We start from the raw sequence: 24265 nt of genomic DNA, 5'->3' as shown, positions 1-24265 counted from the left end.
CACTGACTTTCGTCGGGAAGAATTAGACCTCAGCTTCCACAGCCACCGGCAGAACCCTCTTCGCCAAAGCCCATTTCAATTCGTCGATCCCTTGCCCCGTCACGGCGGAGATGGCGTGAAACTCCAGCTTGCGGCGTTTTACATATGTCGCCAGCTTCTTCAGCTTCTCAGGATTTGCGACATCGATCTTTGTGGCAACCACGATCATCGGCTTGTCGGCCAACGGGTGCTGATCCGCACCATCTTCGCCGGCCTTGGGTGAGAAACTGGCCAGCTCCTTGTTGATGACTTTGAAGTCTTCCACCGGATCAGGCCGCCCCGAAGCATCGGACACGTCCACCAAGTGAACCAGCAGTCGCGTGCGCTCAATATGACGTAAAAACTGCGTCCCAAGCCCGGAGCCGAGATGCGCGCCTTCGATCAGACCCGGCATGTCTGCCACCACGAAGGATTGCCGGTTAGGCTCCTCGCCAACTGTGACAACACCAAGATTCGGCTCCAGCGTGGTGAAAGGATAGTCGGCAATCTTCGGCTTGGCCGCGGAAAGACGGGAAATCAGCGTCGATTTTCCGGCATTCGGATATCCGACTAGGCCAACATCCGCCAACAACTTCAATTCAAGCCGGTACAGCCGTTCCTCGCCTGCACGACCCATCTCGTGCTCGCGGGGGGCCTGGTGAGTGCTAGTGGCAAAGTGCTGATTACCCCTCCCCCCCCGTCCCCCCTTGGCAATAACCACCCGCTCATCCGGCTCTTGGAAGTCATGAACCAGCTCGCCAGTGAGTTGATCGTAAAGGGCTGTACCTACAGGTACTTGCAGAACAATGTCGTGACCGTCTAACCCTGTGCAGTTCGAGCCTAATCCATGTTCGCCGCGCTGCGCTTTGTGCTCTGGGTTATACCGGAAGTGAATCAGGGTATTGTGCCGTTGCGACGACTCCATGATGACGTCGCCACCGTGGCCTCCATCGCCGCCGGAGGGACCTCCGCGGGGCACAAACTTCTCGCGCCGGAAGGCCATGCAGCCATTGCCGCCGTCGCCAGCCTTAACCCGTATTTTGGCTTCATCAATGAACATAGATCGAGTTTTGCACCAGTCACTTAGACAGCGCACTAGTCAGAGACCTACAGTAGGCTCCAAGAGCGCATTGCCGTCCTTCCAGTCTATCGAACCCGCCCGCCCTTTCCCAAAACCCGAGAGCGCCCGTCTCATTCAGGGTCTGTGCTGGGAGTCACCTCTTCGTTTCCTCCAACTTCCGTACAATCGCTGCGAAATTCACTGCAAGGAAAAACTCACCGGCGAACCTCCGAATTCCTGGCCGGGAAAACGGGTCTTGAATCCTTACGCTTTCGGGATTCAACTTGCCGGTAGAAGCGGGTTTCTCATCCGGAAACTGGTCATTGGATGGTAGGGCAAAAATGGGCGAAGCCGCTGGCGAAAACCACGCTGCTGCTGATCTTTAGCGCGGGGACGATCTCCTGCGCTTACGCGCAACACCCGACGGCCGGCAGCGGGTCGCTTTCGGGCAAACTCACAGACGTCCATTCAGCTCCGCTCGAAGATGTGGCCATTGTCCTGCGCAGTGCAGCCACCGGTGCTCAGGTCCAAACCATTACAACGCGGGGAGGCAGGTATAACTTTGCTGGCTTGGTCGAGGGTGAGTACTCTCTCACCGCGATTGGACCGCGTGGAACCGGCCAGGTCTATGGAATCTTTGTTGCCGCTGGTCACGAGTCCCACGTTCAAGCTGCGATCGATTTTGAATTACAGCCTCAGTCGGTCACCGCGTATCGCGTTGACGATGAAGCATCTCCAACAGTTGAATCCGCGGAGCTGCGTCTGCGCGCTCTGCAGACCGCGCGATCTCTCATTTCCGGCGCGACCGACACGACCACAAGTTCGATCCCAATTCTCATCCCGACGCAATCACCCTTCTTGCTAACGCTCAACGGGACAAGAACTACATCGCCGATGTCGATCGCATCGTTTCCGACAGTTTCTACGGCACCTCAACCTATTGATCATCCGGCGGAATCGTCGAGCAAATTGCATGACGATCAGAAATTCAACCCGCTTCCAGCGATCGCGAGTCCACAGCCGTTTGCTACCGCCGCACTGCCAGTACCGAATTTAAGTTCTGCGACGAACGAGGCTGCCCCGGCGATCCAGCTAGCCGAAATCGGGATACTGCAAGCCGGTCTTCTCAGCGCCTGTGTTGATAGGTCAGCGCAAACTGCAGCTCTCCAAAGTGCAGCGACTTCGCAGTCATCGCAAGCGCTGGATGCAACGCAGATACAGTCGCTGCCTTTACCCGGTCGCGATTGGCAAAGCTTTTTGCGCGACATGCCGGAACAGGGAAGCGGCAGCGGCGATCAACAGAAGTCTCCCTCCAGTGCAAGGAGCGCGCCGAATATCACTGTCGACGGCGTGTCGACTCAACTGGCCTTCGGAAGCGTCAGCGGCGGTTCGTCGCGTAGCCGCCAATCCTATCGACTGACTCCGGCGTCAGGTGAAGCCGCAATTCGTGAAGTGCAGGTCGCAGGCGAAGGAACCGCATCGATCAGCTTCGGCCTCGGCAGGGCAAACGTAGAGACACAGCGTGGAACCGAACACCTGCATGGACAAGCATTCGTGTTCGATCGGGAGAATCTGTGGGGCGCACGCAACCCGTTTACCCAGTGGGTGCAGGAAACTACACCCGCTTCAGCCACAACCGTTCCGCTCTACTCTCCGATGCCATTCAGCCCAGGCGATCGCGAAGCGTTATGGGGCGTGGGCCTGGGCGGAGTTTTTCCGCACCGCCGCCTGTTCTGGTTTCTCGCGCTCGACGGAAATGAGCGCAACGATCCCGGCGTAGCGACCGTGAAGCACCCGGACCATTTCTTTGCGCAGCCCTCGAACGACCGTATGCAATTGCTCAGTGCGCAACTCGGCCTGAACGGTGCCGATCCAGTGAGCGCCGGGTTGGGTGCGTATTCGAAAATTCTAGAAAATCTGGCGAGCCTCCTTGGCCCCGCACCGCGAAGCGCTTCTCAACTAACCGGATTTGCCCGTATCGATTGGAGCGTTGCCGAACGCCACCGCTTCACGCTGGAGGTAACGAGTGCCCAGCATGACGCGCCCGGAGGTGGCTTTACACGAGCATCTGAAACATACGGAACACACAGCTTCGGCGACGTCAACGCCACCTCACAATGGACGCTGGGAAGATGGGAAGCATTTATAACTCCGAACTTCCTTGCGGTAACCCAGGGCTCCTACGGCCACCAGGTGCAAAGCGCTTCCGCAGCGACGCCCTCTGAATTCGAGCAGACCCTGAACATCAATGCATGGGGTCAGCTTCCACAAATTGTGGTAGATTCCCGCTACGGCTTCACCATCGGAAACCCGGCGCGATTCGGGCGGGGCACCTATCCCGACGAGCATCTCTACATGGCCCAGGAACAGCTCGACTGGATTAGTGGCAATCTAGTGGTAAAGGCTGGTGCAGAAATATCCCACAACACAGATGCAACCACCAGGTTGCGCAATCAGACGGGCACCTACTATTACTCCAGCGTAGAAAATTTCGCCTCCGATGCGCTCTCCTTTTCATCTTTTGGATTGAACGGCCAACTCAACCCAATGAACCAGCACAATTGCGATCAGACAGGCAATGCATGGCGTGATTCCTCCGGCGTGCTTCACGGCCTTGGTTATCTACCGTGCTACTCCTACTACGCGCAAACGATGGGGCCGTCGGACTGGTGGTTGAGCACCAACGATTTGGCCGGATATGTCACCTCGCAATGGCAGCCAACGAAACGCCTGGCTCTGACGCTCGCAACACGCTGGGAACTGGAGCAGCTACCGGCGCCGATCGCCGCATTACGGAACCCGGACCTGCCCCTGACCGCGCACATGCCGAATCTCGGCAACCAGTGGAGTCCACGGGTCGGTTTTGCTTGGGGCTCTGGCGAAAGCCGCTGGCCCGTTCTTCGATTCGGCTATGGTATGTACTTTGGCAGAACCGGTAACTCTGTCGTCGAGACGGCGCTCACGCAAACTGGATCATTGAAGGGCGATCTCAATTTTTTCATGCGTCCAACCGACAATCTAAATGCAGGCGGTGCCCCTCCCTTTCCGTATGTACTGGCAGGCGAGCCGGCCAACATAATCAAACCAGCAGCTGTCGAGTTTGCCCCGACCTTCCGCAATGGCGAAATCCATCAGGCCGAAGCATCCATTGAAGAGACTGCTCCCGGGCGCATTCACGTCGAAGGTAGCGCAGTTGCGAGCCTCGCGCGCAGACTCCCGGTCACGTTCGATGCCAACGTCGATTCTTCTGCCGCGAAGACCATCACCTACACCGTTGTTGATGGCAATGCTTCGGGACCAATCAAGTCACCGCAGATCACCGTTCCGTTTTTCGCATCATGGCCTTCCAGTACGTCGCCGACCGGGTTCGCAGGACGACTGAATCCGAATTATCAGCAGGTCAGCGAAATCTACAGCCGGGCCAATTCGATCTATGAAGCCGCAATCCTTAAGATTTCTAGAAATGCGCGAGCTCTGACTCTGCGTGCGCGCTACACCTACGCCCATGCCATGGATTGGAATCCAGACGAAACATCGCAGGTTGGCGGCCCGAGCGTCTTCGATCCAATCGACTTTCGCCAGGAGTATGGCACCAGCAGCCTCGACGTGCGCCACTCCGCTACCGCAGCCGTGATTCTTCAGCCCCGATGGAAGTTCAAGGGCGTCGCCGGTCATATTGCGAATGGCTGGATGATGAGTTCAACGGCATACTTCCATAGCGGACTACCCTACACGATGCGCACCAGCGGCTCTCTGGCCAAGGAATTCAGCACAAGCGGTACCGCAATCGTGGCGTTGAGTACCGGTATGAATGGTTATGGCGGCGACAATCGCGTCTACGGCATCGGTCGAAATACCTATCGCTATCCAGCGACCTGGAAAGCCGATCTTCGCCTGGGCAAGCGATTTGAACTTGGATCGTTGCGCCAGTTGGAACTGATGGCGGAGAGCTTCAATCTTTTCAATCATCAGAATGTGACAGAGCTCGAGACGGCAGGCTATTCGATCGAGTCGGGAACAATCTACGGAGGCTTGCCGCGCCTGAATTTCCTCACCGGACTCAAGACCGTCCAGACCGAATTCGGAAAGCCGCTCAGCATCAATGCAACTGATTTCTATCGCGAACGGCAAATTCAATTCGGTGCGCGCCTTCGATTCTAGTTCTCATTACTGATTCTTGCTACCTGTATGGCATGCCGCACCAAGCGATGGAGGTCACACTGCCTCCATCAAGTTCAAAGCAACTCGCGCCATCAATATCCGTCGATAGGGTGCGCACGTGGGACGCCTGCAGTTCCTCGAGGACTTCCTTCCGCGGATGTCCATAGCGGTTGTGCAGACCGCACGAAATCACCGCCCACCGCGGTGCGACGCGTTCCAGAAAATCTGGCTGAGTCGATGTCACGCTCCCATGATGGCCAACCTTCAGCAATGTGCTTTCCAGCCCCGGCTCATTCAGCATCCGCTCCTCAATCGGAGACTCCGCATCCCCTTCGAGCAACACAGACGTCGCCCGGTATGCAACGTGGAGCACCAGTGAGTCGTTGTTGCCTGGCTCAGAACCCGGCTTGTAATCCAGGAACGGCGCAAGCACGTGAATCTGCGCACTTCCCAGTGTTATAGTGTCTCCCGCTTGCATAGTCCGCAACTGAACCCGCAAGCGGCGAGCCTCATCCAGCAGCGCGCCGTACGCCTGTGTCGGCGGATTGTTCCCTACCCACAATTCGTCAGGCCGGAAATTCTCGAGTACGCTCGGTAAGCCACCCATGTGGTCGGAATGCCCATGGCTCAGCGCGACGACATCGAGGTGGCGAATCCCGCGCGACCACAGTACCGGAGAAACAACCTCTTCGCCGATGTCAAAGTCCGGGGCCATTTGTTGCGGACCACCGCCAAATCCTCCCCCATCCATCAGCATCGTCTTACCGTCCGGCGTGATCAGCAGCAGCGAGTCTCCCTGGCCTACATCAATTGCTTCAACGAGGAGCGCGCCATGGGGATGATCGATCGGACGCGGCATCACCACAACCACAGCCCCTGCAATCATTGCTATCCACGCGAGGTGACGGGCCCAACGAGCACCGCGCATGCTGGCCCATCGCACCAGCGCGATCGCGACACCCAGCAGAATGCAAAACGTTCCAATCTGCAACGCAAGCGGCGCTGGAACGCGAAGATTGCCGACCGCGACTGATCCGAACAGATGCACAATGCCAACGCCAACGTGCAGCATCAGCGCCGTCATGGCCGCCGGAACCGCTGCAACGGCGCTCGATACGAGCGATGCAATCAGGGTGAGCAGCGCGCACGGAAGCATGACGACCAGCAGCGGCAGAATCAGAATGTTTACAGGCAGAGCAAATACCGTTATGCGGTGAAAATAAATCGCCATCGGCAGTGCCATCGCCAATTCGACAATGCTTGCTACGACCAGTGCCTCAATGCACCGCAGCAAAAAACGAATCATCCATGGAAACATCCTCAACCCGATGAACCTGCTCGTCGCACGCGCAAGTGCGGCCGCAAACATCCGAAGCATCACGCGAAACTGCGCATGCCGCGGCATCAGCTTTACGTCAAGAGCGACAAGCGAAAGGTCGCGCGTGGCCGTCAAGTATGGATGCACCGTGTTAGCGAGCAATGGAGCCGCCACCCCACCGATCGAAACCACGGCAAGAAGCGTCATCTGCAAGCTCGAGTCGAATAGGCTGCGCGGGCTTACCACGAGCAGAAAGAGCGAAGCAAATCCAACAGTATTCAAGACGTTCCGTTCGCGATAAACCAGTCGGCCAACAAGGTAGAGAATCACCATCCACAGTGATCGCTGAACCGGTGTTGCGAAACCCGTAAACAGCGCGTAAGCAAACGACACGAAGATCGTAATCAGCGTTGCCGGGAATTGCGTCAAACGAAGTCTTCGAGCGATCCAGAAAATCAGTGCGGCAACAATGCCCAGATGCAAACCTGAAACCACAAGCATGTGAAACGAACCTGTCCGTTCAAATCCAACGCGCAAAGAATGTGTCAGAAATGTGCGGTCACCCGTCACCATCGCCGCCAGCATGATTGCATCGTCTTCGCTCAGCCGTAATCCATTTGGCAGCCGATGCATCGCTGCAGGAAGGGCAAGGATTCGTTCGTTCGCGCCGTGCTGCCATGAGGAGATGCGGCAGGCCACGCTACGTTGATTTGCCGACCCGAGCACATGAATCCGATCCAGAGTTATCGTCGCTGTAGAAGTGATGCCCTGATCGATCAGATACTCTCTGCGGTTCCATGCGCCTGGATCACGATACACATCGGGTTGCATAAGTCGCGCATCCGCACGAATGTGGTCGCCGCAGTGAAATACGGCTGCAGCGGATTCTCCCTCGGGCCAGCGTATTGTAAGGCGCACTCCGCCGGGCATTGCTGTTTGCACGTCTTCGTCGTCGGATACGATCTCGATGCTTGACACCGCAACGTCAAGCCGCTGTGTTGGAGCAATCCGTGCCGCCTCATCGACGTTCCCTTCCAATTCTCTGCGCACCGGTGCGGCATCCGTCACTGTACCTTCCACTGTGCGTATAAGGCCATCGGAAAGCGCAACGAGTGCAGGCGTTGCCCCCGGTTGTTGCTGCATCTCTGCGCACCATGCGCCCAGCAAACACCACAAAGCCGCAAGTGGGAACCACACAACGCGCTGCGAACGCAGGGCGGCAAGCGCGCTCAACATTCCCACAGGAACAAGTGCAATCAGCAGGTAAGAGGGTCGAAGCCAAACAAAATGCGCCAGCACGATCCCCAGCGCAAACAGCCACGCGGCATGAAACAGCGGAATGCCAGCACCGGCCTCGACTGGACGGAGTGCAGGAGGCCCAAACTTCCTTGGATCAGCTTCCATTGAACTCGGATCTAGAAATTATTTATGGGCGCAAGGTTATCAGGCTCGGCGCAATTCCACCACTGACTCAAGGTGAAAGGTCTGCGGAAAGAGATCAGCAAGCGTAGTGGAGCTCAGCGCATACCCCGAGCCGATGAGCGTGCGCAGGTCACGCGCCAGCGTTGCCGGATCGCAGGACACATACACAATCACTGGTGCTTCGATACCGGCCAGCAGCGAGGCAGTCTCAAGCCCCAATCCCGCGCGTGGTGGGTCAACCACGATCAGGTCCGGTTTCGCCCCACTGCTCTGGCCCTTCAGGAACGCGAGAGTCTCCGCATTCACGCTTCTGCCCGTTGATCCGTACAGATTCTGCGTGAGTGCCTCCATCGCCGTCGGTGCGGATTCGACAGCGATGACTTGTTTGAATTGTTTTTGGAGGCTGCACGCGAACAGGCCAACCCCGGCAAAAAGATCCCAGGCCAAATCCCCCCGTCGATTGGCCACTACTCGATCGACAAGAGTGTCGACGAGCCATCGATTCACCTGGAAAAACGAACCGTGATCGACGCGATAGTTGACGCCGTTGGCGCGATAACTCATCGAGGCGGCTCCCGCACGAGCAATAATGCGTGATGCTTGTCCAACGCCGCCTTCGTTGACCAGTTCGACGCCGGTCAACGCTGGCACGCGCTGCTTCCACTTCTCAAATAACTGATCCAATCCACGCGTTGCGGAGTCGCGAACAAAAATACTGGCCAGCAACTCCGTCTCTTCCGCATTGCAAAAAAGAGAGACTTCCATCGCGCGCAATCTTTGCTCGCGCAAATTATCAGCCAGAGTCAGCGCAGCACTCACCAGCAGTGGCGCCGCAATCGGGCATTCGCTGATGGGAACCAGGTCATGCGAACGCCGCGCGCGATACCCCATTCGCCCAGCATTGTCGAATGCGAGTCGGATACGGTTGCGATACTGCCATGGGTTGGCCGCCAGTACATCGATCTTCTCCGGCGCAGTTACACCTCCGCGTTCAAACGTCTCGCGAAGAATCGCCTGCTTGAATTCGAGTTGTGAGGCGTAATCGGTGTGCTGGTACTGGCATCCTCCGCACGCGCCAAAGTGGCGGCACGCTGGCATAACTCGATTCGCGGCGGTCACAACAATCTCTTCCGGCTCGCCGACCGCGTAGCCGTGCTTCTCTTCCACAATGCGCACGCGCGCCTGCTCGCCCGGAAGCGTCAGTGGAATAAATGTAGCCTTGCCATCCACACGCGCCAGAAACGCCCCGCCATAGATCGGCTTTTCGATCTGCACGTGAGCGCTTCGCGGCGGGGCGGAATTGCGAGCCTTCTGAGGTCTGCGCTTCATTGTTGGCTCATGTAAAAAAGGCTGAGTCGCGGCAGGTTGTAGTGCACCAGCAACTGTTTTTGCACGAACTGGTGTTCCACCTGCCGCAGTTGCACTGCTCCCATCCGGCTGCGGTAGGGCGCGAGCTCACGTCCAGCATGTTCCTTCAGCGCCACCAGCAACTCCTCTGGTGCAGCCGCGGTCAGCGCCGCAAAAAGCTTTTCCTCGAGAACCGTGAGCACGCGTTCGAATGTCTCCATCTCGTGGGCTGCAGTTGTCGACGCAGAGGCGGTGCGCGCATTTGCTGCAAGTTCCCGCAGCCGCCCCGCCGTTGCAGCACAAGCATCCTGCGCGATTGTTGAAGCATCCAGCGCCGTCGCCGCAGCTTCAAGATGCATTGCTACGCGCTCATGCTCGAAACCGGTGTCGCCTGCTGCCGCCGTTGGGCCAGCAGTCCCGGCGCTTGCCTCACGCAACTCTTCCGCAGCTTCCATCACCGCCTGCGAACACCACGCCAACCCGTTTACGCGCCGCATCCGTCCGCGCTTCTGCCGCGACTCATACTTGTCAAACGCCGCGTCAATCCCGGCCAACACAGCTTCCAGCGGAATGCCCGCCTCCTGCCACATCTCGATCAATGCCCAATCCAGAGTCGATAGCAAAAGAATCGATCCGCGCCGCTTCTGAAAGCGCTCCTCGATCTCCGTGAAGTAATTGAAGTAGTTGCGCACTTAAGCCTGATGCGCGCGTCCGCGTGGCCGGGCACTACGGTTGCGCTCAAACAAAACGCGAAGTCCATCCAGCGTCAGCAGATCGTCGATCTCCGAAATGTAGTGCGAGTCCGCTGCAACCATTCGGGCGAGCCCACCCGTCGCAATCACGCGCGGCTTCTGTCCAAGCTCCGCGAAGATGCGCTCGAGAATCCCGTCTACGAGTCCAATGTAGCCGTAGTACAAGCCACTCTGCAGGTGGCCGACGGTATTCGTTCCAATCACCTTTGCGGGACGCTTAATGTCGACACGGCTCAGTCGTGCAGCACGCGAGAACAAGGCCTCGGCGCTCAGTCCGAGTCCTGGCGCAATTGCGCCACCCAGATACTCGCCCTTTTCTGAGATCACCTCAAACTTCGTGGCAGTGCCGAAATCCACCACGATGCAGGGCCCCCCGTAACGCTCGATCGCGGCAATGCAATCAGCCAGCCGGTCCGCACCAAGTTCTGTCGGATTATCGACCAGTACCGGCATTCCCGTCTTGATGCCCGGCTCAACGAACAGTGGCTCAAGATGGAAATAGGTCTCGCAAACCTGGCGCAGTGTCGAGTCTAGCGGCGGCACAACCGAAGAGATGATGATGTGCGTCACCTGGTTTGGCGACATTCCATGCATCTCGAACAGCTTCACAAAAAACACGCCGTATTCGTCCACAGTCTGCGTGCGATGCGTGGTGATCCGCCAGTGCGCGGTCAGGTCAAACCTGTCCTTCGCAGCGACAGCGGCGCCCTTCGGGGGCATTCCAGCTTCAGCGTCGAGCCGGTAAAGCCCCAGCACCGTGTTCGTATTTCCAACATCCACTGCAAGCAGCATCGTAGTTCTTATTCCGTCTCCGCGGCGCGAATGCCGCCAGTCTGCACCGTCACCAGGCCCTCAGCGGTCTGAACAAGCAAAAATCCATGCGCATCCAGCCCGGCCGTTATCCCCACGCATTCCTGCGGACCATGAACTTCAACCCGCCGGCCCTTGAGCCATGTGGATGCCTGCTCGACTCGCCGCAACGTCGTATCTACGGTCATCGCGTCGGATAGCAAAAGCATCTCGTGCTCCAGCGATTTTAGCAGGGCAATCAACAACGACTGCCTGCTCACGCGCTGTCCCGATGCAATGTCGAGCGAAGTAGCGGGTGTCGAGTGTGCCGGATCAAATGAGCGCTGGTGCACGTTGATTCCGATCCCGATAACGGCAAATGCAAGTCCCGAGGCGTCGGTTTTCGACTCCACCAGGATGCCGCCCACTTTGTCGGCTGCAATCAGCAGATCGTTGGGCCAGCGGAGGTCGATCACAAGCCCCGCAGCCGCCTTGATCGCTTGCGCGGCCGCCAGTCCCGCCACCAGTGGAATCCGCGGAAGTTGTGCCGGAGATAATTTTGGCCGCATTAAGACGCTTACATAGAGCCCGTCGCCCGCGTTCGATTGCCAGCGGTGATCGCCGCGCCCGCGCCCAGCAGTCTGCTCATCTGCAAAAAAGACAGACCCGTCTGGTGCTCCATCGCGTGCAGCAGTTAGTGCATCGGTATTCGTCGATCCTGTAACGGGATTGAAATGCAACTTGCCTGCGAAGGTAGTGCCGGCGAGTTCCGCTTCCAGGGCGTCAAGATCGTACACGCCTACGCGTGCTCCGCAACGATGCTCATCGAGATGTCTGCAGCCTTCGCGGAGTGCGTCAACGCGCCCACGCTGATGAAGTCCGGCCCCGCTTCGGCGTAGGCGCGAATGTTATCGAGCACAATTCCGCCTGAAGCCTCAATCGGAATCCAGCGTTCTTCCTTGCGAATGCGCTCCACCGACGTCTTCACCATTGCCGGTGTCATATTGTCCAGCAGGATCGCTTCGGCGCCGCATTCAAGCGCGTCTTCTAAATCCTTCTCCGTGCGCACTTCCACCTGCACGCGATTTCCAGGCTTGCGCTTTTCCAGCGCATTGGTCACAGCAGCACGCAATCCGCCGCCCAGCGAAATGTGGTTGTTCTTGATCAGGATGCCGGAAGAAAGATCCAGCCGATGATTCGTGCCTCCCCCGCAAAGCACAGCATATTTCTCCAGCGCGCGCAGGCCCGGAACAGTCTTGCGCGTGTCCAGCACGTGGGCCTTGGTTCCCTGGATAGCATCGACGTACTGCCGCGTCAGCGTTGCAATGCCGCTGAGATGTTGCATCAGGTTCAGGATTACCCTCTCGCAACTCAGCAACACCCGCGCGTTGTGGCGAATCACGGCCAGAACCTGCCCCTTGTGCGCGCGGACCCCGTCGAATATCTCCGGGTGGCTGACAATGTCGAATCTCGTATGTGCCGCCGGTCGTGAGTCCAGCCGTGCAAAGATTTCCAGGAACCGGGGCACCGCTCCCAGCCCCGCCACCACCATCTCCTGCCGGGCAATAATCGATGCAGTGGCGCGCAGGTTGGCATCGATGGTGACGTTGGTCGTGGCGTCGCTGACCGCCTGGTCCTCGATCAGGGCCTGCTCCAGCAACGCGTCAATGCGGTGGCTCTTCCAATCCATGCGTTCTTCTTTCGATGGCGCCAGTAAAACCAGAGTTCCTGTATCGTGGGCCGCGACATTCAAGTTGACGCGACCATCAGGGAGCGGCAACTGTTACCAGAATACCTTTAGAGATACACCAACTCTGGTTTTACTCTAAGACTGCCAATTCGATTTCATTTGCCGTAAAAAGTTATAAATAACTTTCTTGACCCTGTCATCAGGACGGTCCGTAAGAGTGCGAAACCGGCTCAGGTTCAATCGATCGATCTGGAGCGAATATCTCTGCGTATTCCCGGCGATTTTTTCTGCAATTCTTTGCCACGCGCCCTGCTTCTGACCGTTGCGATCGACCAGCCTGATGCTTCCCAGGTCCGCATACCAGATCACCGAAAGAATCCCCGCATCATCCCGAACCAACATGCGGTGCTTCGTGAGAAGAATGAACTCAGAAATCAGCGCCGATCCCGCCGACAAGTCGATGAATGCCACCACGGGATCCGAATTTTCAAGCCGGGCCAGTTTGATAGCTTCGAGAACGCGGGCAGGGAAGTGCGGTGCCACGAAGCAGTCCGGCGCATCCCCGAAAGATATGACTGGCGCCGGGGGCCGCCGGAAGTTAGTAACGAATTCTGGCTCGCGAGGTGTTGCGGCCGGATTCTCGAAATGTGCGCAGAGCGCGACATAGGCAGCGTTGATACGCTTGAATCGCTCTTCGGCGTCGTGACGCTCGCGTTGGTTGTTCTCGAAGCGATCAGGATGCCAGCGCTTCGCAGCTGCACGATACGCCTTGTGCAGCGCGGACTTCGAGGTTGGCGGAGCCGCGACACCAAGGATTCTGAAGTGCTCAAGGCAAACTCTGCATGCGCACGCCATTCGCTAAGCCGCTCACTCCGGCGGCAGGGAATCGAGATCCCTGCGCAGTTTGTCGAGCAGTTGTTGCGCATCGTCGCGCTGCTTCTTCAAGCCTTCGACTATATGCGCGGGCGCCTTCGCCGTAAAGCCGGGGTTATTTAACTGGCGTTCGGAATTTGCGATGATCTTCTCCAGCTTCGCAATTTCCTTGTCCAGCTTGTCGCGCTCAGCTGCCACGTCGATCTTGCGCTCGTAGATCACCGCCACATCAAACTGGGAGGTCGAATGCTTAGCGAGCCCCGCCGAGATCTGATCGACAAATCGCACCTCGCTCACCCGGGCCATGCGCTCGACGATCGCGAGATTTTCGCTAATGACCTGTTTCAGGTCGGCATCTATCCGGACCTCGACGGGAACGACTGCTTTCTCCTCGACGCCGATTTCCTTGCGAAGGCCCCGGACTTCGACGATCAACTCCTGCAGCAGGCTCATCTCACGTAGCGCCTTGGCGTCAACCGGCTCATTGTAGGCGTGCGGAAATCTCGTCAGCGCAATCGACTTCGACGGCGGATTGCCATCGTACAGCGCATGCCAGATTTCCTCGGTGAGAAAAGGCATAAACGGAGATAACAGCCGTAGCGATGCCTCGAAGACGCTCACGAGCGTTGTGAGCGATGCTTTGGTCCTGGCTTTGTCCGCGTTCTCGCTAAAGTCCAAGCTCAGCTTAACGATCTCCAGATACCAGTCACAGAAGCTTCCCCAGAAAAACTGGTAAATCGCATTTGCTGCATCATCGAACCTGTAATTCTCAAGCGCCTGGTTCACTGTGGTCGCCGTCGCAGTCAATTCGGCGACAATCCACCGCGATTCGAGAGGAGCGTCCGATCCTGCAGCCGGCATCCCGCTCAACGCAGCCATATCAACGCTGATCCCGATCTCAGCGGCACGATCCACGTTCATGAACAGGAACCGCGCCGCATTCCATATCTTGTTCGCGAAAGCGCGATAGCCTTCGGTGCGCGCGATATTGAATGCGATATCGGTCCCCGGCGAAGCCATCGAGGCCAGCGTGAACCGCACCGCGTCGGTCCCGTACTGCTTCACAATCTCGATCGGATCGACAACGTTCCCTTTAGTCTTCGACATCTTTTCGCGATTTGCGTCACGCACCAGCGCGTGAATATAAACCTCGCGATAAGGAACAGATTCCGACAGCGGACGCTCACTTCCATCTTTCATCGGGACATCCGTTGAGAACCAGCAGCCCAGCATAATCATGCGGGCCACCCAGAAAAACAGAATGTCGAAACCCGTAACGAGAAGGCTCGTCGGATAGAACGCGTCAAAATCGGCGCGATTCTCCGCCGTGATATTCGGCCATCCAAACACCGACACCGGCAACAACCCCGACGAAAACCATGTATCCAGCACGTCCGTCGATTGCGTCAGCTTGTCCGCTCCGCAGTGCGCACACTTCGTCGGATCCTCGCGCGCCACCGTGGTCTTGTGGCAAGCAGCACAATGCCAAGCAGGAATGCGATGTCCCCACCAGAGCTGCCGCGAGATGCACCAGTCGTGGATGTTCTCCATCCAGTTCAGGTAGGTCTTCGCATACATCTCCGGCGTGAACTTGATGTGTCCTTCTTTGACTGCCGCGATAGCCTTATCCGCCAGCGGCTGAATCTTCACGAACCACTGCAGCGACAAACGCGGCTCAACCACCGTCTTGCAGCGGTCGCAGTGGCCCACGTTGTTCACGTGATCCTTGATCCCGGCCAGCAGGCTCATCTCTTCGAGATCAGCAACAATCTTCTTCCGCGCGACAAACCGGTCTAGCCCCGCGTACACTCCGCCCTCGGCGTTGATGTGCGCCGTATCGTCCATCACGTTGATTGACGGCAGATCATGCCGCTGACCCAGCGCAAAATCGTTGGGGTCATGCGCCGGCGTCACCTTAACCGCACCGGTACCAAACTCCGGGCTTACCCATTCATCCGTGATCACCGGAATCTCGCGCCCTACCAGCGGCAGCCGAAGCTTTTTCCCATGCAGATGCTTGTAGCGCTCGTCCGCGGGATGCACAGCCACAGCTACGTCTCCCAGCATCGTCTCCGGCCGCGTAGTCGCAACCGTCAGAAATTCGCCAGTATCTTTGCCGTCATCACCGATGACCGGGTACCGAATCTCCCACAGATGCCCCTTGTGCTCGTCGTACACCACTTCCAGATCGCTGATCGCCGTCTGGCAGCGTGGACACCAGTTCACAATGTAGGCGCCGCGATAGATCAGTCCCTGCTCGTGAAGCCGGACAAACGCTTCGCGCACGGCCACAGAAAGCCGTTCGTCCATGGTGAAATATTCGCGGTTCCAATCAACCGAGGCGCCCAGCCGCTTCATCTGTCCTAGAATCGCCCCGCCATAATGCCGGCGCCATTCCCACACTCGCTCAATGAATTTCTCACGGCCCATCTGCTGTCGCGTCGTGCCCTCGGCCGTAATCTGGCGCTCCACCAGCATCTGTGTCGCGATTCCGGCATGATCCGTGCCTGGAATCCAAAGCACGCGATCGCCGCGCATGCGATGCCACCGGATGAGAATGTCGCTCTCGGTGTGCTCGAACATGTGGCCCATGTGCAGGTTGCCGGTCACGTTGGGCGGAGGCAGCAGGATCGTAAAGGAGGACTGGCCGTCGTTGCTTTCCTGTTCGCTCGGAGTCGGCTGGGCGAACAACTTCTCGCGAACCCAGTATTCGGCCCAGTGATCTTCGATGGCAGTCGGGTCGTACGCTTTAGGCAGGTCGTGGGGCATGTAGGTAGATGGCGGATCCCCCGGAATTGCGCCGGCGTCTCAATGTAAGAGTTGCGAGCGAGAGGACCAACCTCAACTTTATCAGCTTCCCCATATCTCTTTCAGAACGCGGACCCAATTCCCGCCCAGCACCAGCTGGATGTGTTCGTCGGTGTACCCACGCCTGACCAGAGCTGCGCACAACTCCCACATGCGATTCGGCCCTTCCATCCCCGCCACCACCTCGTGGGTCCCATGAACCCGGTACCGCTTGTCGGCTCCGTCCAGGATCGTCTTCAGCTTTTCGGGCGGGGCAAGGTCGTTGCTCTCAATTCCCGCGTCCGATCCCACTCCAACGTGCTCAATCCCCGCCAGGTCGCGCACATGGTCGTAGTGGTCCACAACATCGTCGATGGTCACCGGCTCCGTCCCCTTCACCATGAAGGCAATGTCGCTGATGCCCATCACTCCGCCCTTCGCGGCGAGTTTGCGGATTGCCTCGTCCGTCGACGCACGAAGACCGCCGGGTATGAGGGAGCGGCAGTTACCGTGCGACAGAATCACCGGCGCCTTCGAAATATCCAGTGCCTCCAGCTTTGTCTTATCGCTCGCATGGCCGACATCCACCGCCATCCGAACTGTATTCATGCGCTCGATCACCTTGCCGCCGTATTCGCTTATGCCGCCATCGTTGGGCTCGAATGCTCCATCGGCGACGAGACTTCGGAAGTTGTAGCTCAACTGCGAGACGCGCTGACCCAAGCCAAAGCAGCGATTTACATCGTCCACACCTTGAAACTGCGCGCTGGTCTGCAGTCCATACAGGATGCCCAGCTTACCCTGTTCACGGGCCCGCGCCATGTCTGCGGCGTCGTTGATGCGCATCAGCCATTGCGGATAGAGAGCAATAAAACTGTTCCATTTGCCGAATAATTCTTGTGCCTCGATAAAACTGCCGACACCGTCCCCGAAGTTGATGACATGCACACCAGAGCTCTTGAACCGGTCGAAGTCCGCCTGCGTGAAGGCTCCCGGCTCCATGAGCCACTTTTCCTTTAACTCTTTCTGGTCAAACCGGTAGAGAAACTGGTTCAGCATATCCACGACCAGCGACTCCTTCATGAGCCGCACAACCCGTTCCGGATACTCCTGAGTGGACGAGGCGAAAACCCGATAGCGACCACGCAAAACAAACGGCCCGGTTCCCGCAGCCAAGGCGGAGCACACAAAGGTACGTCGTGAAATAAGGGTCATGGCGGCTCCGATTCCGGAATCAATAAACAAACTTCAGTGCTGGTGTACGCTGCCAGCGTAATACATCGCAGGCGAACAACTTTCAGAATTCGGGCTGAACATAGCATGCTGATATCGGCGATCGCCGAAAACAGAAAGGCCGCATCCGGAGGGATGCGGCCTCTGACTTACCCAAACCGAAGTTGACTAGAACGGATTGAGCTTGCCCAACCCCTTCTTCTTTTTCTTCTTGCTTGAAGATTCCTCGTCCAGATCGGCCTTCGTCTTTTTCTTCTTGGCGTCGGCAGCGGTCTGCTGCTGTGCCGTGCCCGGCTTGATGTCGTTCACCTGATCTGGCGCCTCAGCCGGCTTGTCCACTGGGGGCAAGGTTGTATCGGTCGGTCCAACGGGCTTTACCAGCGTGTTGTTAGGATCGCCGGGCGTTCCTGCCGGAACAGCCGTACCGCTCGGTGTGCCTGCAGCGTCGCCGCTGGGAGCGTTCACAATCGATACGCCAACGCCGGTTCCACCACCAGACGGAGGAGCAAGATCCACCGTAGAAGGCTGATCGCTGCGCGGCGGTTCGTTCGGGCCAGTTGGTTTCACTGCGGCTGGCTCGGCTGCCTTCCCCTCATTGAGGGCCTGCTGAAACAGCGCATTGTCTTCTTTCCTCACGTCAGGAGCAAGCGTCCGCTTTGGATCCTCCACCGTGGGCTCACCTACGTGAGCAGCCTCAACCACCGTTGGACCACGCTTGATGATATCGAGCGCGCGATTGGTGAAGCGGATCGGCTGCATACTCTTTTGTTCCGCGTCGTTCTCAGCGATCGCGGCATCGGTCGGCTCCGGAACTGGCCGATTCATCGCCACCAGCCGGTCGCGCGCATCTTCCACGCGGGGTGCCATCGGATAACGGGTAATTACCCTGGCGTAGGCTGCGGCCGCCTTGTCTTCATACATCGTGTGGAGCCGCTCCTTCACCGCGCCATTCAGGCCAGTCGCCATTTGGATGGTATGTGCCTCGCCCTCATAGGCGTCGCCGATTGCCAGCAGTGCCTGGTCACTCTTGGAATAGAGCGGGTACGTGTCGACCACCGTCTTCAGGCGGGCAATTGCCGCCGAATAGTTGTCGCGAGTCTCGTAGTAGAGCCCGATCTGCGTTTCCCGCTCCGCCAGCACTTCCTGAACGTCGCGCAGCTTCTGCTTGGCGCGCGGAACCAGCGGCGAATCCGGGAACATGTTGATCATGTTCCGGTACTCTTTCTCCGCATCCTGCGCATTGTTCCAGTCGCGGTCCGGCTTCTCCATCTGCTGGTAATAGATGTCGCCTACCTTCATCTGTGCTTCAGCCGCTTCAGGCGCATTGGGGAAGAAGGTGATGAAGTCCTTGTACTCGCTCTCGGCCTGGGTCAGCGCCGCTGTGCCGCCCTCTTTGAACCAGCTGTCGCCAACCGCAAGCTTGGCGCGCATCCGATATTCCGAATCCGGATACGTATTGAGCATGGTCTGCAGATCGAGCCGGGCCACGTCGTACCGGCCCTTCTTCAGCGCGATCATTGCCTTATCAAACAGCTCCTTGTCAGGCTGCTTCGAGTTCACGTTCGCCAGAGGATTCGCGCTCAAATCCTGATTCTTCTTGTGCTTGGGCTTCTTCTCTTTGGCCTGGGCCGCAACCCCGCACAGCACCAGCGATGCCAGCGCCAACGCAGCAAAACTTCTCGACAACCGCTTCATACCACCTCAATGTGCGGCAGGGGGAAAGCTGCCGCGAGCTTTGCGTTTTACTTGAACCATTCTCCAGCGGCTTTGCGTGCCGCTGCCAGCAGTTCGCGTGCATCCCGTTCGGCTTGACCGGCGCCAAACACGGCGTTCCCGGCCACCAATAGCTCCGCTCCTGCTTGGACGACCTGGGCAACCGTGTCGTGAGCCACCCCGCCATCAACTTCGATTTTAAATGCCAGCCCCAGTTCCGTGCGCAACTGGGCCAGCCGCCGGATCTTGTCCAGAGAGAAGGGAATGAAGCTCTGCCCTCCAAACCCCGGGTTCACACTCATGATCAGCACATGGTGGACCATGGGCAGGATGTCGCGAATCAGCTCAACCCGCGTGGCGGGGTTCAGAACAACTGCAGGCTCCATCCCGTGGTGCCTAATGAGTTCGAGCGACCGGTGCAGGTGCCGGCAAGCTTCGTAGTGCACGCTCACCCAGTTGGCCCCCGCATCGGCAAAAGCCGGAATGAACTCATCCGGGTTCTCGATCATCAGGTGGCAGTCCAGCGGTAGCTTGGTGGCTTTGCGCAGGCTCTTCACTACGGGCGGGCCTATGGTGATGTTGGGCACGAAATGCCCGTCCATAATGTCCACATGGATCACCGTGCCGCCGCCTCGTTCAGCCGCGGCAACCTCGTCCGCGAGGTGCGCGAAATCAGCAGACAATATCGAAGGCAGAAGTTGAATCATCGTGATGCCGGAAGCAGTTGAGCCATAAGCTTGTTGGCGCGTTCTCTTCGGGTTCTCAGTGTATCAGTCGAACATATGGATAGAGCTTCGGTTTACGATCTTCTGCTGGCTGCGTTCAAAGGCTTTCAGCAGAATCCGGCTCCGCGCGCGCATGGCCGGTGTTCCCGAGCGACCCGTCACGCGCAGGAGGTCAAGAACATCCGGCAACAGTTCCGGATCCTGCCGCGTCAAGTCGGCAAGCCCATGCAGCGCAGAGGTTTTAACAATGGAACTAGGATCAGCCAGATAGGAGTTGAGTGCGGCGGCCACCCTGCGGCAGTCGATCGCGGAGAGTTTCAGTCGCGGAATCACCAAGGCGAGGTTCCAGCGCAGTTTCTTTTCCGCGGCCTCCGCCATTAATCCGAGCAAGGGTTCCTTCCATTGTTGCGCCAGTGCAGGTCGCTGTCGGGTCACACGCTCCAGCGCATCGGCAGCACGATTCGAAATCGCTACGTCATCGTCCCAGAGGCACTCCACCAGCCGGGCAAGCATCATCGGGCGCCCCTCCACCAGTTCCACGACCTCCCATGCACGCCCAGTGTCTAGACGCCGGCCACGCGCAAGCATTTGCCGGATGTTTTCGACTGTGTGCATAGGGTCGCCGCCATTCTCTCACTGTGGCTTTGCCGTCGCCAGTCTCTTCGCAGCGACGCGACCCACGCCGCGCAGCAGCGACTTGATCGGCCAGTGGCCATCGCCCTCCGGGAAGCATATTTCGCCCTCGCGTTTCACCTCGGGCCGGTAATACCAGCGCTTCAATAACGCAAGATGAGCCTGCCGCACGGTTGCTGAAGGCGTAGATCCGTCGTCTTCTTCCAACTTGGCCAGCACCGCTTCCATCCGCGCCTCCAGCATCGTCCGCGGAATCCTCCCGTGCGTTGCCGGTTCTTGTTCGTTACTCCCTGTTCCTTGTTCCCTGATCCCTGTCTCATCCGGCACGGGTTCCAGAGCCATAGGCTGCGCAAACAGCGAACTCGACCCCGACTGCTCATTCTGTATCCGCATCCCGATCGTCGAGAAGAGGGCGGGTCCGCGCAGTGAACCGCGCTCGAATAGAAACACTGCGACCTCATCAAGATTTGCCGATGCTTGGAGGACCACAGCCCGCAGTCTGTTCATTGGCTGCACAAGTTCCGGAGCCAACGCCCGCACCGCTTCTACCTTCTGCACCTGTGCATGCAGCGCGGCAGCATCTTCAAACGCAAGATTGGCAGAGGCGGCATCCCGCTCGCCGCGCAGGACCACGAGCTTGCTCTCGCCACGCGTAGCCAGAAAATCCTGCACCGCAGCCGACTCTTCGGCGTAGCGCTCATCCGTGCAGCCTTTGTAGCAGGGAGCCAGGCACATCTTCATCTCCGAGTACACGCACCCCGGATGGCTTGGGTCAGGATTTAAATCATCGGTGCACCGCCGCAGCAGAAACAGCTTCAGCGCCTCATCGGCAAACCGCTCCGCCGCTGCGCGCGAAGCAAATGGACCGTAAGCCCAGTCGGCCTCCCGCTGGCTTGGCTTGTTCGTCACCACGATTCGCGGATAAGGATTGCCGCCAAGATACCGCACAAATGCCGGCGCGCGCAGATGCATGCGCTCCAACGCCTTCGCCCCGTACACATCCTCAAGCAAAGAAAATTGTGTGAGCAGCGATTCAAATTCCGAACCGGTAAGGTGCCAGGCAATCCGCCGCACCCGCCCGGCCAGTTGCAGACGTCGTGGATGCTTCGCGGAAGGCTGCAGCAGCCGCTCCAGCCGTCCGCGAAGATTCGGTGTGCGCCCGATATAGGGCTCGTCTTTGGCTTCCGCACCGTAGAGCGCAAACACCGCTGGAGCGGTAGGTAGCTGAGTGAGCGCTGCCTTGGCTTCAGCCGGATCGAATGGAACGGATTGCAATTCGACGCTCACTCGCGCTCCGCCTACGCTCCCGCAATCGTCATCCCGTCAATCCGCAGAGTTGGCGACGCCACCGATCCGCGAAACACCAGATCGTTCCCGATCGCCGTCACATTCATCAGCATGTCGCCCAAGTGTCCGGCAATCGTGATTTCTTCTACCGCATGCGTCAGGTGTCCGTTCTCAATCCACAAACCCGCCGCACCCCGCGAATAGTCGCCGGTCACGATGTTCGTTCCGAATCCCATCAGGCTCGTGACATACAGGCCCGCCTTGATGCCACCGATAATCTCCTCCGGCGTCTGCGTTCCCGGTTCGAGATACAGATTGCCGCAACTGATCCCCGGCGTACCCGCAAGTCCGCGCGACGCGTTGTGCGTGGACTTCATTCCCAGCTTCCGCGCGGCGTAGGTATTCAGCATATAGTTGCGGAACACCCCTCCCTCCACCACCACCGTGCGCCGCGTCGGCAACCCCTCGCCATCAAACGGTGAGCTACCGAAACCGCCCACTCCAGTTGGCAGCAGCATAACGTTGTCGTCGATGATGTTGATCGTCGTCGCGCCGATCTGCTCGCCCAGCTTGCCCGCCAGGTACGAAGCGTGCCGCCAGATCGCATCGCCAGAGGCCGCTTCGAACACTGATCCAACCAGAGACCGCGCCACTTCTGGTGCAAACACAATGGGCACTTGCTGCGTAGCCACGCGCTGTGCACCCAGCCGCCGCACCGTCCGCCGTGCCGCTTCGGCTCCCACGGCTTCAGGGGATTCGAGGTGCGCGAAGCACCGCGCGCTCGACCACCATCCGTCCCGCTGCATCTGCCCGTTCTCATCCCGCGCCAGCGGAGCCGCGGAAACTCCCGCATAGCTTGATCGATAGCTCCCCACAAATCCGCGCGAATTGGCCAGAACCTTACTGCCTGTTGCTGCGTCAAAACTTCCGCCATCCGAATTTGTAATCCGCGGATCAGCAGCCATCGCCGCCGCCTCTGCCCGCCGAGCCCACTCGATGCGCTCAGCCCCCGGAAGAGAATACACATCCTCGAAATAAAGATGCAGATCATCTTTGATCGAGCCAAACTCCTCTGTCTCGGGCAGTCCGACGAACGGGTCTTCCTCTGTCACTGAAGACAGCGCCATCGCGCCCTCCACCAGTTGACGTATCCCATCCACAGTCAGATCGCTCGTCGATGCCGATGCCGAACGCGTTCCGCGAAACACCCGCAGCCCCAGAGCCCGCGAGCCCGACTCCTTCAGCGTCTCAACCTGCCCCATGCGCACATTCACGCTGAACTCGTCGCCTTCACGGACGACAACCTCGGCATCGCTGGCGCCCGCCTTCATGGCCTGCTTCACGACATCGGTTGCAAGGGATTCAAGATCGACGGTGGACACTTCAGGGATTTGAACAGCTTCCGGCATGGGTCAACCTTAACAAACCGACGCAATATAGTGCAGGTCCGGCGCATCCTGTATGGCGCATCCGGACAGCGGCTCTCCATCACAACCAGCCCCCGCATAATTTGCTATCGTGATGAGTTCTACCGAAAGGCCCTATGACGTCGCGCCATATACCGCCATTTTTTCTCTACCTTGTTGTGTTCATGTGCCTTCCGCTCATTGCCCAAAAGAAGACCATCGATCCCGCGCTGCTGAATAAGGCCAATGCCGGCGATGCCCAAGCCCAACTCGCCGTAGGCGAAGCCTATCTCTCAGGGATATCTGTCGCGCAGGACTATACCGCAGCCGCATCCTGGCTCCAAAAAGCCGCAGATCAAGGGTTGGCACATGCTCAGTACGACCTCGGCACGCTCTACGAAGCGGGCAATGGTCTTCCGCAGGATGATGCCCGGGCCGCTGCCGCCTACCGAAAAGCTGCTGAACAGGGCTATGCCCCCGCCCAACTGCATCTTGGCTTGCTCTGCGATCGCGGCGCTGGCATTCCCCAGGACTACGCCCAGGCGGCGGGATGGTATCGAAAAGCCGCCCTGCAGAACGTTCCCGAAGCCCAATACAACCTCGGCACTTTCTATGAACGCGGTATCGCCGTTCCGCAGGATTATTCCCAGGCCGCCGACCTCTACCGCCGCGCCGCTGAGCAGGGAAACGCCTCAGCCCAGTTCAACCTCGGCCTGCTCTACGACAATGGCACCGGAGTCGAAAAGAACTACGCCCAGGCCGCTGCCTGGTATGCCAAAGCAGCCGAGCAAGGACTGCCTCGTGCACAGTTCAACCTCGGCTCCATGTACGCCAATGGCCAGGGAGTCCCGGTCAATCTTGTGGAGTCCTATGTCTGGCTTGATCTAGCCGCCAAAAACTGGTCCGGATCACATCAGCAAGAGGCAGAGAAAACCCGCGATATGGTTGGCCAGCACCTCACTCCCGCCGACCTCGCCACGGCACAAGCCCGTTCCGCAAAATGGCTAGCCGACCACCAGAAGTAATTGCGCACGGCCGTCGATTCACAGTT

Annotated in this window: 17 protein-coding genes; 2 read left to right on the top strand and 15 right to left on the bottom strand. The window is 58.5% G+C overall.

From position 1 onward, the window contains the following. Window positions 1-22 precede the first annotated feature (22 nt). Window positions 23-1078, bottom strand: a complete 1056-nt coding sequence (gene obgE, locus P8935_RS00800; RefSeq protein WP_348263109.1) for a GTPase ObgE — start codon at window positions 1076-1078, stop codon at window positions 23-25. Window positions 1079-1405: 327 nt separating this feature from the next. Between obgE and P8935_RS00795 the strand changes: the two genes are divergently transcribed. Then, window positions 1406-5239: a carboxypeptidase-like regulatory domain-containing protein gene (locus tag P8935_RS00795; RefSeq protein ID WP_348263108.1), complete on the top strand. Its 3834-nt coding sequence runs from the start codon at window positions 1406-1408 to the stop codon at window positions 5237-5239. Window positions 5240-5258: 19 nt separating this feature from the next. On the opposite strand, the gene P8935_RS00790 is transcribed toward P8935_RS00795, so the two are convergent. The 14 genes from P8935_RS00790 to P8935_RS00725 all read right to left on the bottom strand — a co-directional run bounded on the left by P8935_RS00790 (window position 5259) and on the right by P8935_RS00725 (window position 23217). Then, window positions 5259-7961 carry a ComEC/Rec2 family competence protein gene (locus P8935_RS00790; protein ID WP_348263107.1) on the bottom strand — a complete coding sequence of 901 codons (2703 nt, stop codon included), beginning with the start codon at window positions 7959-7961 and terminating at the stop codon, window positions 5259-5261. Window positions 7962-8000: 39 nt separating this feature from the next. Then, on the bottom strand, window positions 8001-9308 hold the full coding sequence (rlmD, locus tag P8935_RS00785) for a 23S rRNA (uracil(1939)-C(5))-methyltransferase RlmD (RefSeq protein ID WP_348263106.1): 1308 nt from the start codon (window positions 9306-9308) through the stop codon (window positions 8001-8003). Then, a complete protein-coding gene (locus tag P8935_RS00780) occupies window positions 9305-10018 on the bottom strand; it encodes a hypothetical protein (protein ID WP_348263105.1) in 714 nt (237 codons plus the stop codon). The genes rlmD and P8935_RS00780 overlap by 4 nt, the downstream gene beginning before the upstream one ends. Continuing rightward, complete coding sequence (locus P8935_RS00775; protein ID WP_348263104.1) at window positions 10019-10870, bottom strand: type III pantothenate kinase; 852 nt, start codon at window positions 10868-10870, stop codon at window positions 10019-10021. Window positions 10871-10878: 8 nt separating this feature from the next. Then, window positions 10879-11664 carry a biotin--[acetyl-CoA-carboxylase] ligase gene (locus P8935_RS00770; protein ID WP_348263103.1) on the bottom strand — a complete coding sequence of 262 codons (786 nt, stop codon included), beginning with the start codon at window positions 11662-11664 and terminating at the stop codon, window positions 10879-10881. A 2-nt stretch (window positions 11665-11666) separates the two neighbouring features. Further along, window positions 11667-12557, bottom strand: coding sequence for a carboxylating nicotinate-nucleotide diphosphorylase (gene nadC / locus P8935_RS00765; protein WP_348263102.1), 891 nt, complete (start codon window positions 12555-12557; stop codon window positions 11667-11669). Between the two features lie 135 nt (window positions 12558-12692). Then, window positions 12693-13412, bottom strand: coding sequence for a J domain-containing protein (locus P8935_RS00760; protein ID WP_348263101.1), 720 nt, complete (start codon window positions 13410-13412; stop codon window positions 12693-12695). A gap of 12 nt (window positions 13413-13424) precedes the next feature. Then, on the bottom strand, window positions 13425-16199 hold the full coding sequence (locus P8935_RS00755) for a valine--tRNA ligase (RefSeq protein WP_348263100.1): 2775 nt from the start codon (window positions 16197-16199) through the stop codon (window positions 13425-13427). 81 nt (window positions 16200-16280) lie between these two features. Beyond that, window positions 16281-17432 carry a membrane dipeptidase gene (locus P8935_RS00750; RefSeq protein WP_348263099.1) on the bottom strand — a complete coding sequence of 384 codons (1152 nt, stop codon included), beginning with the start codon at window positions 17430-17432 and terminating at the stop codon, window positions 16281-16283. A gap of 186 nt (window positions 17433-17618) precedes the next feature. Continuing rightward, window positions 17619-19145 (bottom strand): outer membrane protein assembly factor BamD, encoded by a 1527-nt coding sequence (gene bamD / locus P8935_RS00745; protein ID WP_348263098.1) that lies wholly within the window; start codon window positions 19143-19145, stop codon window positions 17619-17621. Between the two features lie 47 nt (window positions 19146-19192). Further along, on the bottom strand, window positions 19193-19870 hold the full coding sequence (gene rpe, locus P8935_RS00740; protein WP_348263097.1) for a ribulose-phosphate 3-epimerase: 678 nt from the start codon (window positions 19868-19870) through the stop codon (window positions 19193-19195). A 63-nt stretch (window positions 19871-19933) separates the two neighbouring features. After that, a complete protein-coding gene (locus P8935_RS00735; protein ID WP_348263096.1) occupies window positions 19934-20503 on the bottom strand; it encodes a hypothetical protein in 570 nt (189 codons plus the stop codon). An 18-nt stretch (window positions 20504-20521) separates the two neighbouring features. Continuing rightward, window positions 20522-21808, bottom strand: a complete 1287-nt coding sequence (locus P8935_RS00730) for an excinuclease ABC subunit C (RefSeq protein ID WP_348263095.1) — start codon at window positions 21806-21808, stop codon at window positions 20522-20524. Between the two features lie 11 nt (window positions 21809-21819). Beyond that, a complete protein-coding gene (locus P8935_RS00725; protein WP_348263094.1) occupies window positions 21820-23217 on the bottom strand; it encodes a TldD/PmbA family protein in 1398 nt (465 codons plus the stop codon). A 134-nt stretch (window positions 23218-23351) separates the two neighbouring features. Between P8935_RS00725 and P8935_RS00720 the strand changes: the two genes are divergently transcribed. Next, window positions 23352-24239 carry a tetratricopeptide repeat protein gene (locus tag P8935_RS00720; protein WP_348263093.1) on the top strand — a complete coding sequence of 296 codons (888 nt, stop codon included), beginning with the start codon at window positions 23352-23354 and terminating at the stop codon, window positions 24237-24239. The last annotated feature ends 26 nt before the right edge of the window (window positions 24240-24265 follow it).

It is taken from the genome of Telmatobacter sp. DSM 110680 (assembly GCF_039994875.1).
Classification (GTDB): Bacteria; Acidobacteriota; Terriglobia; order Terriglobales; family Acidobacteriaceae; genus Telmatobacter.
Note: the sequence above shows the minus strand (reverse complement) of the source record. Positions and strands in the feature narration are given on the sequence as shown.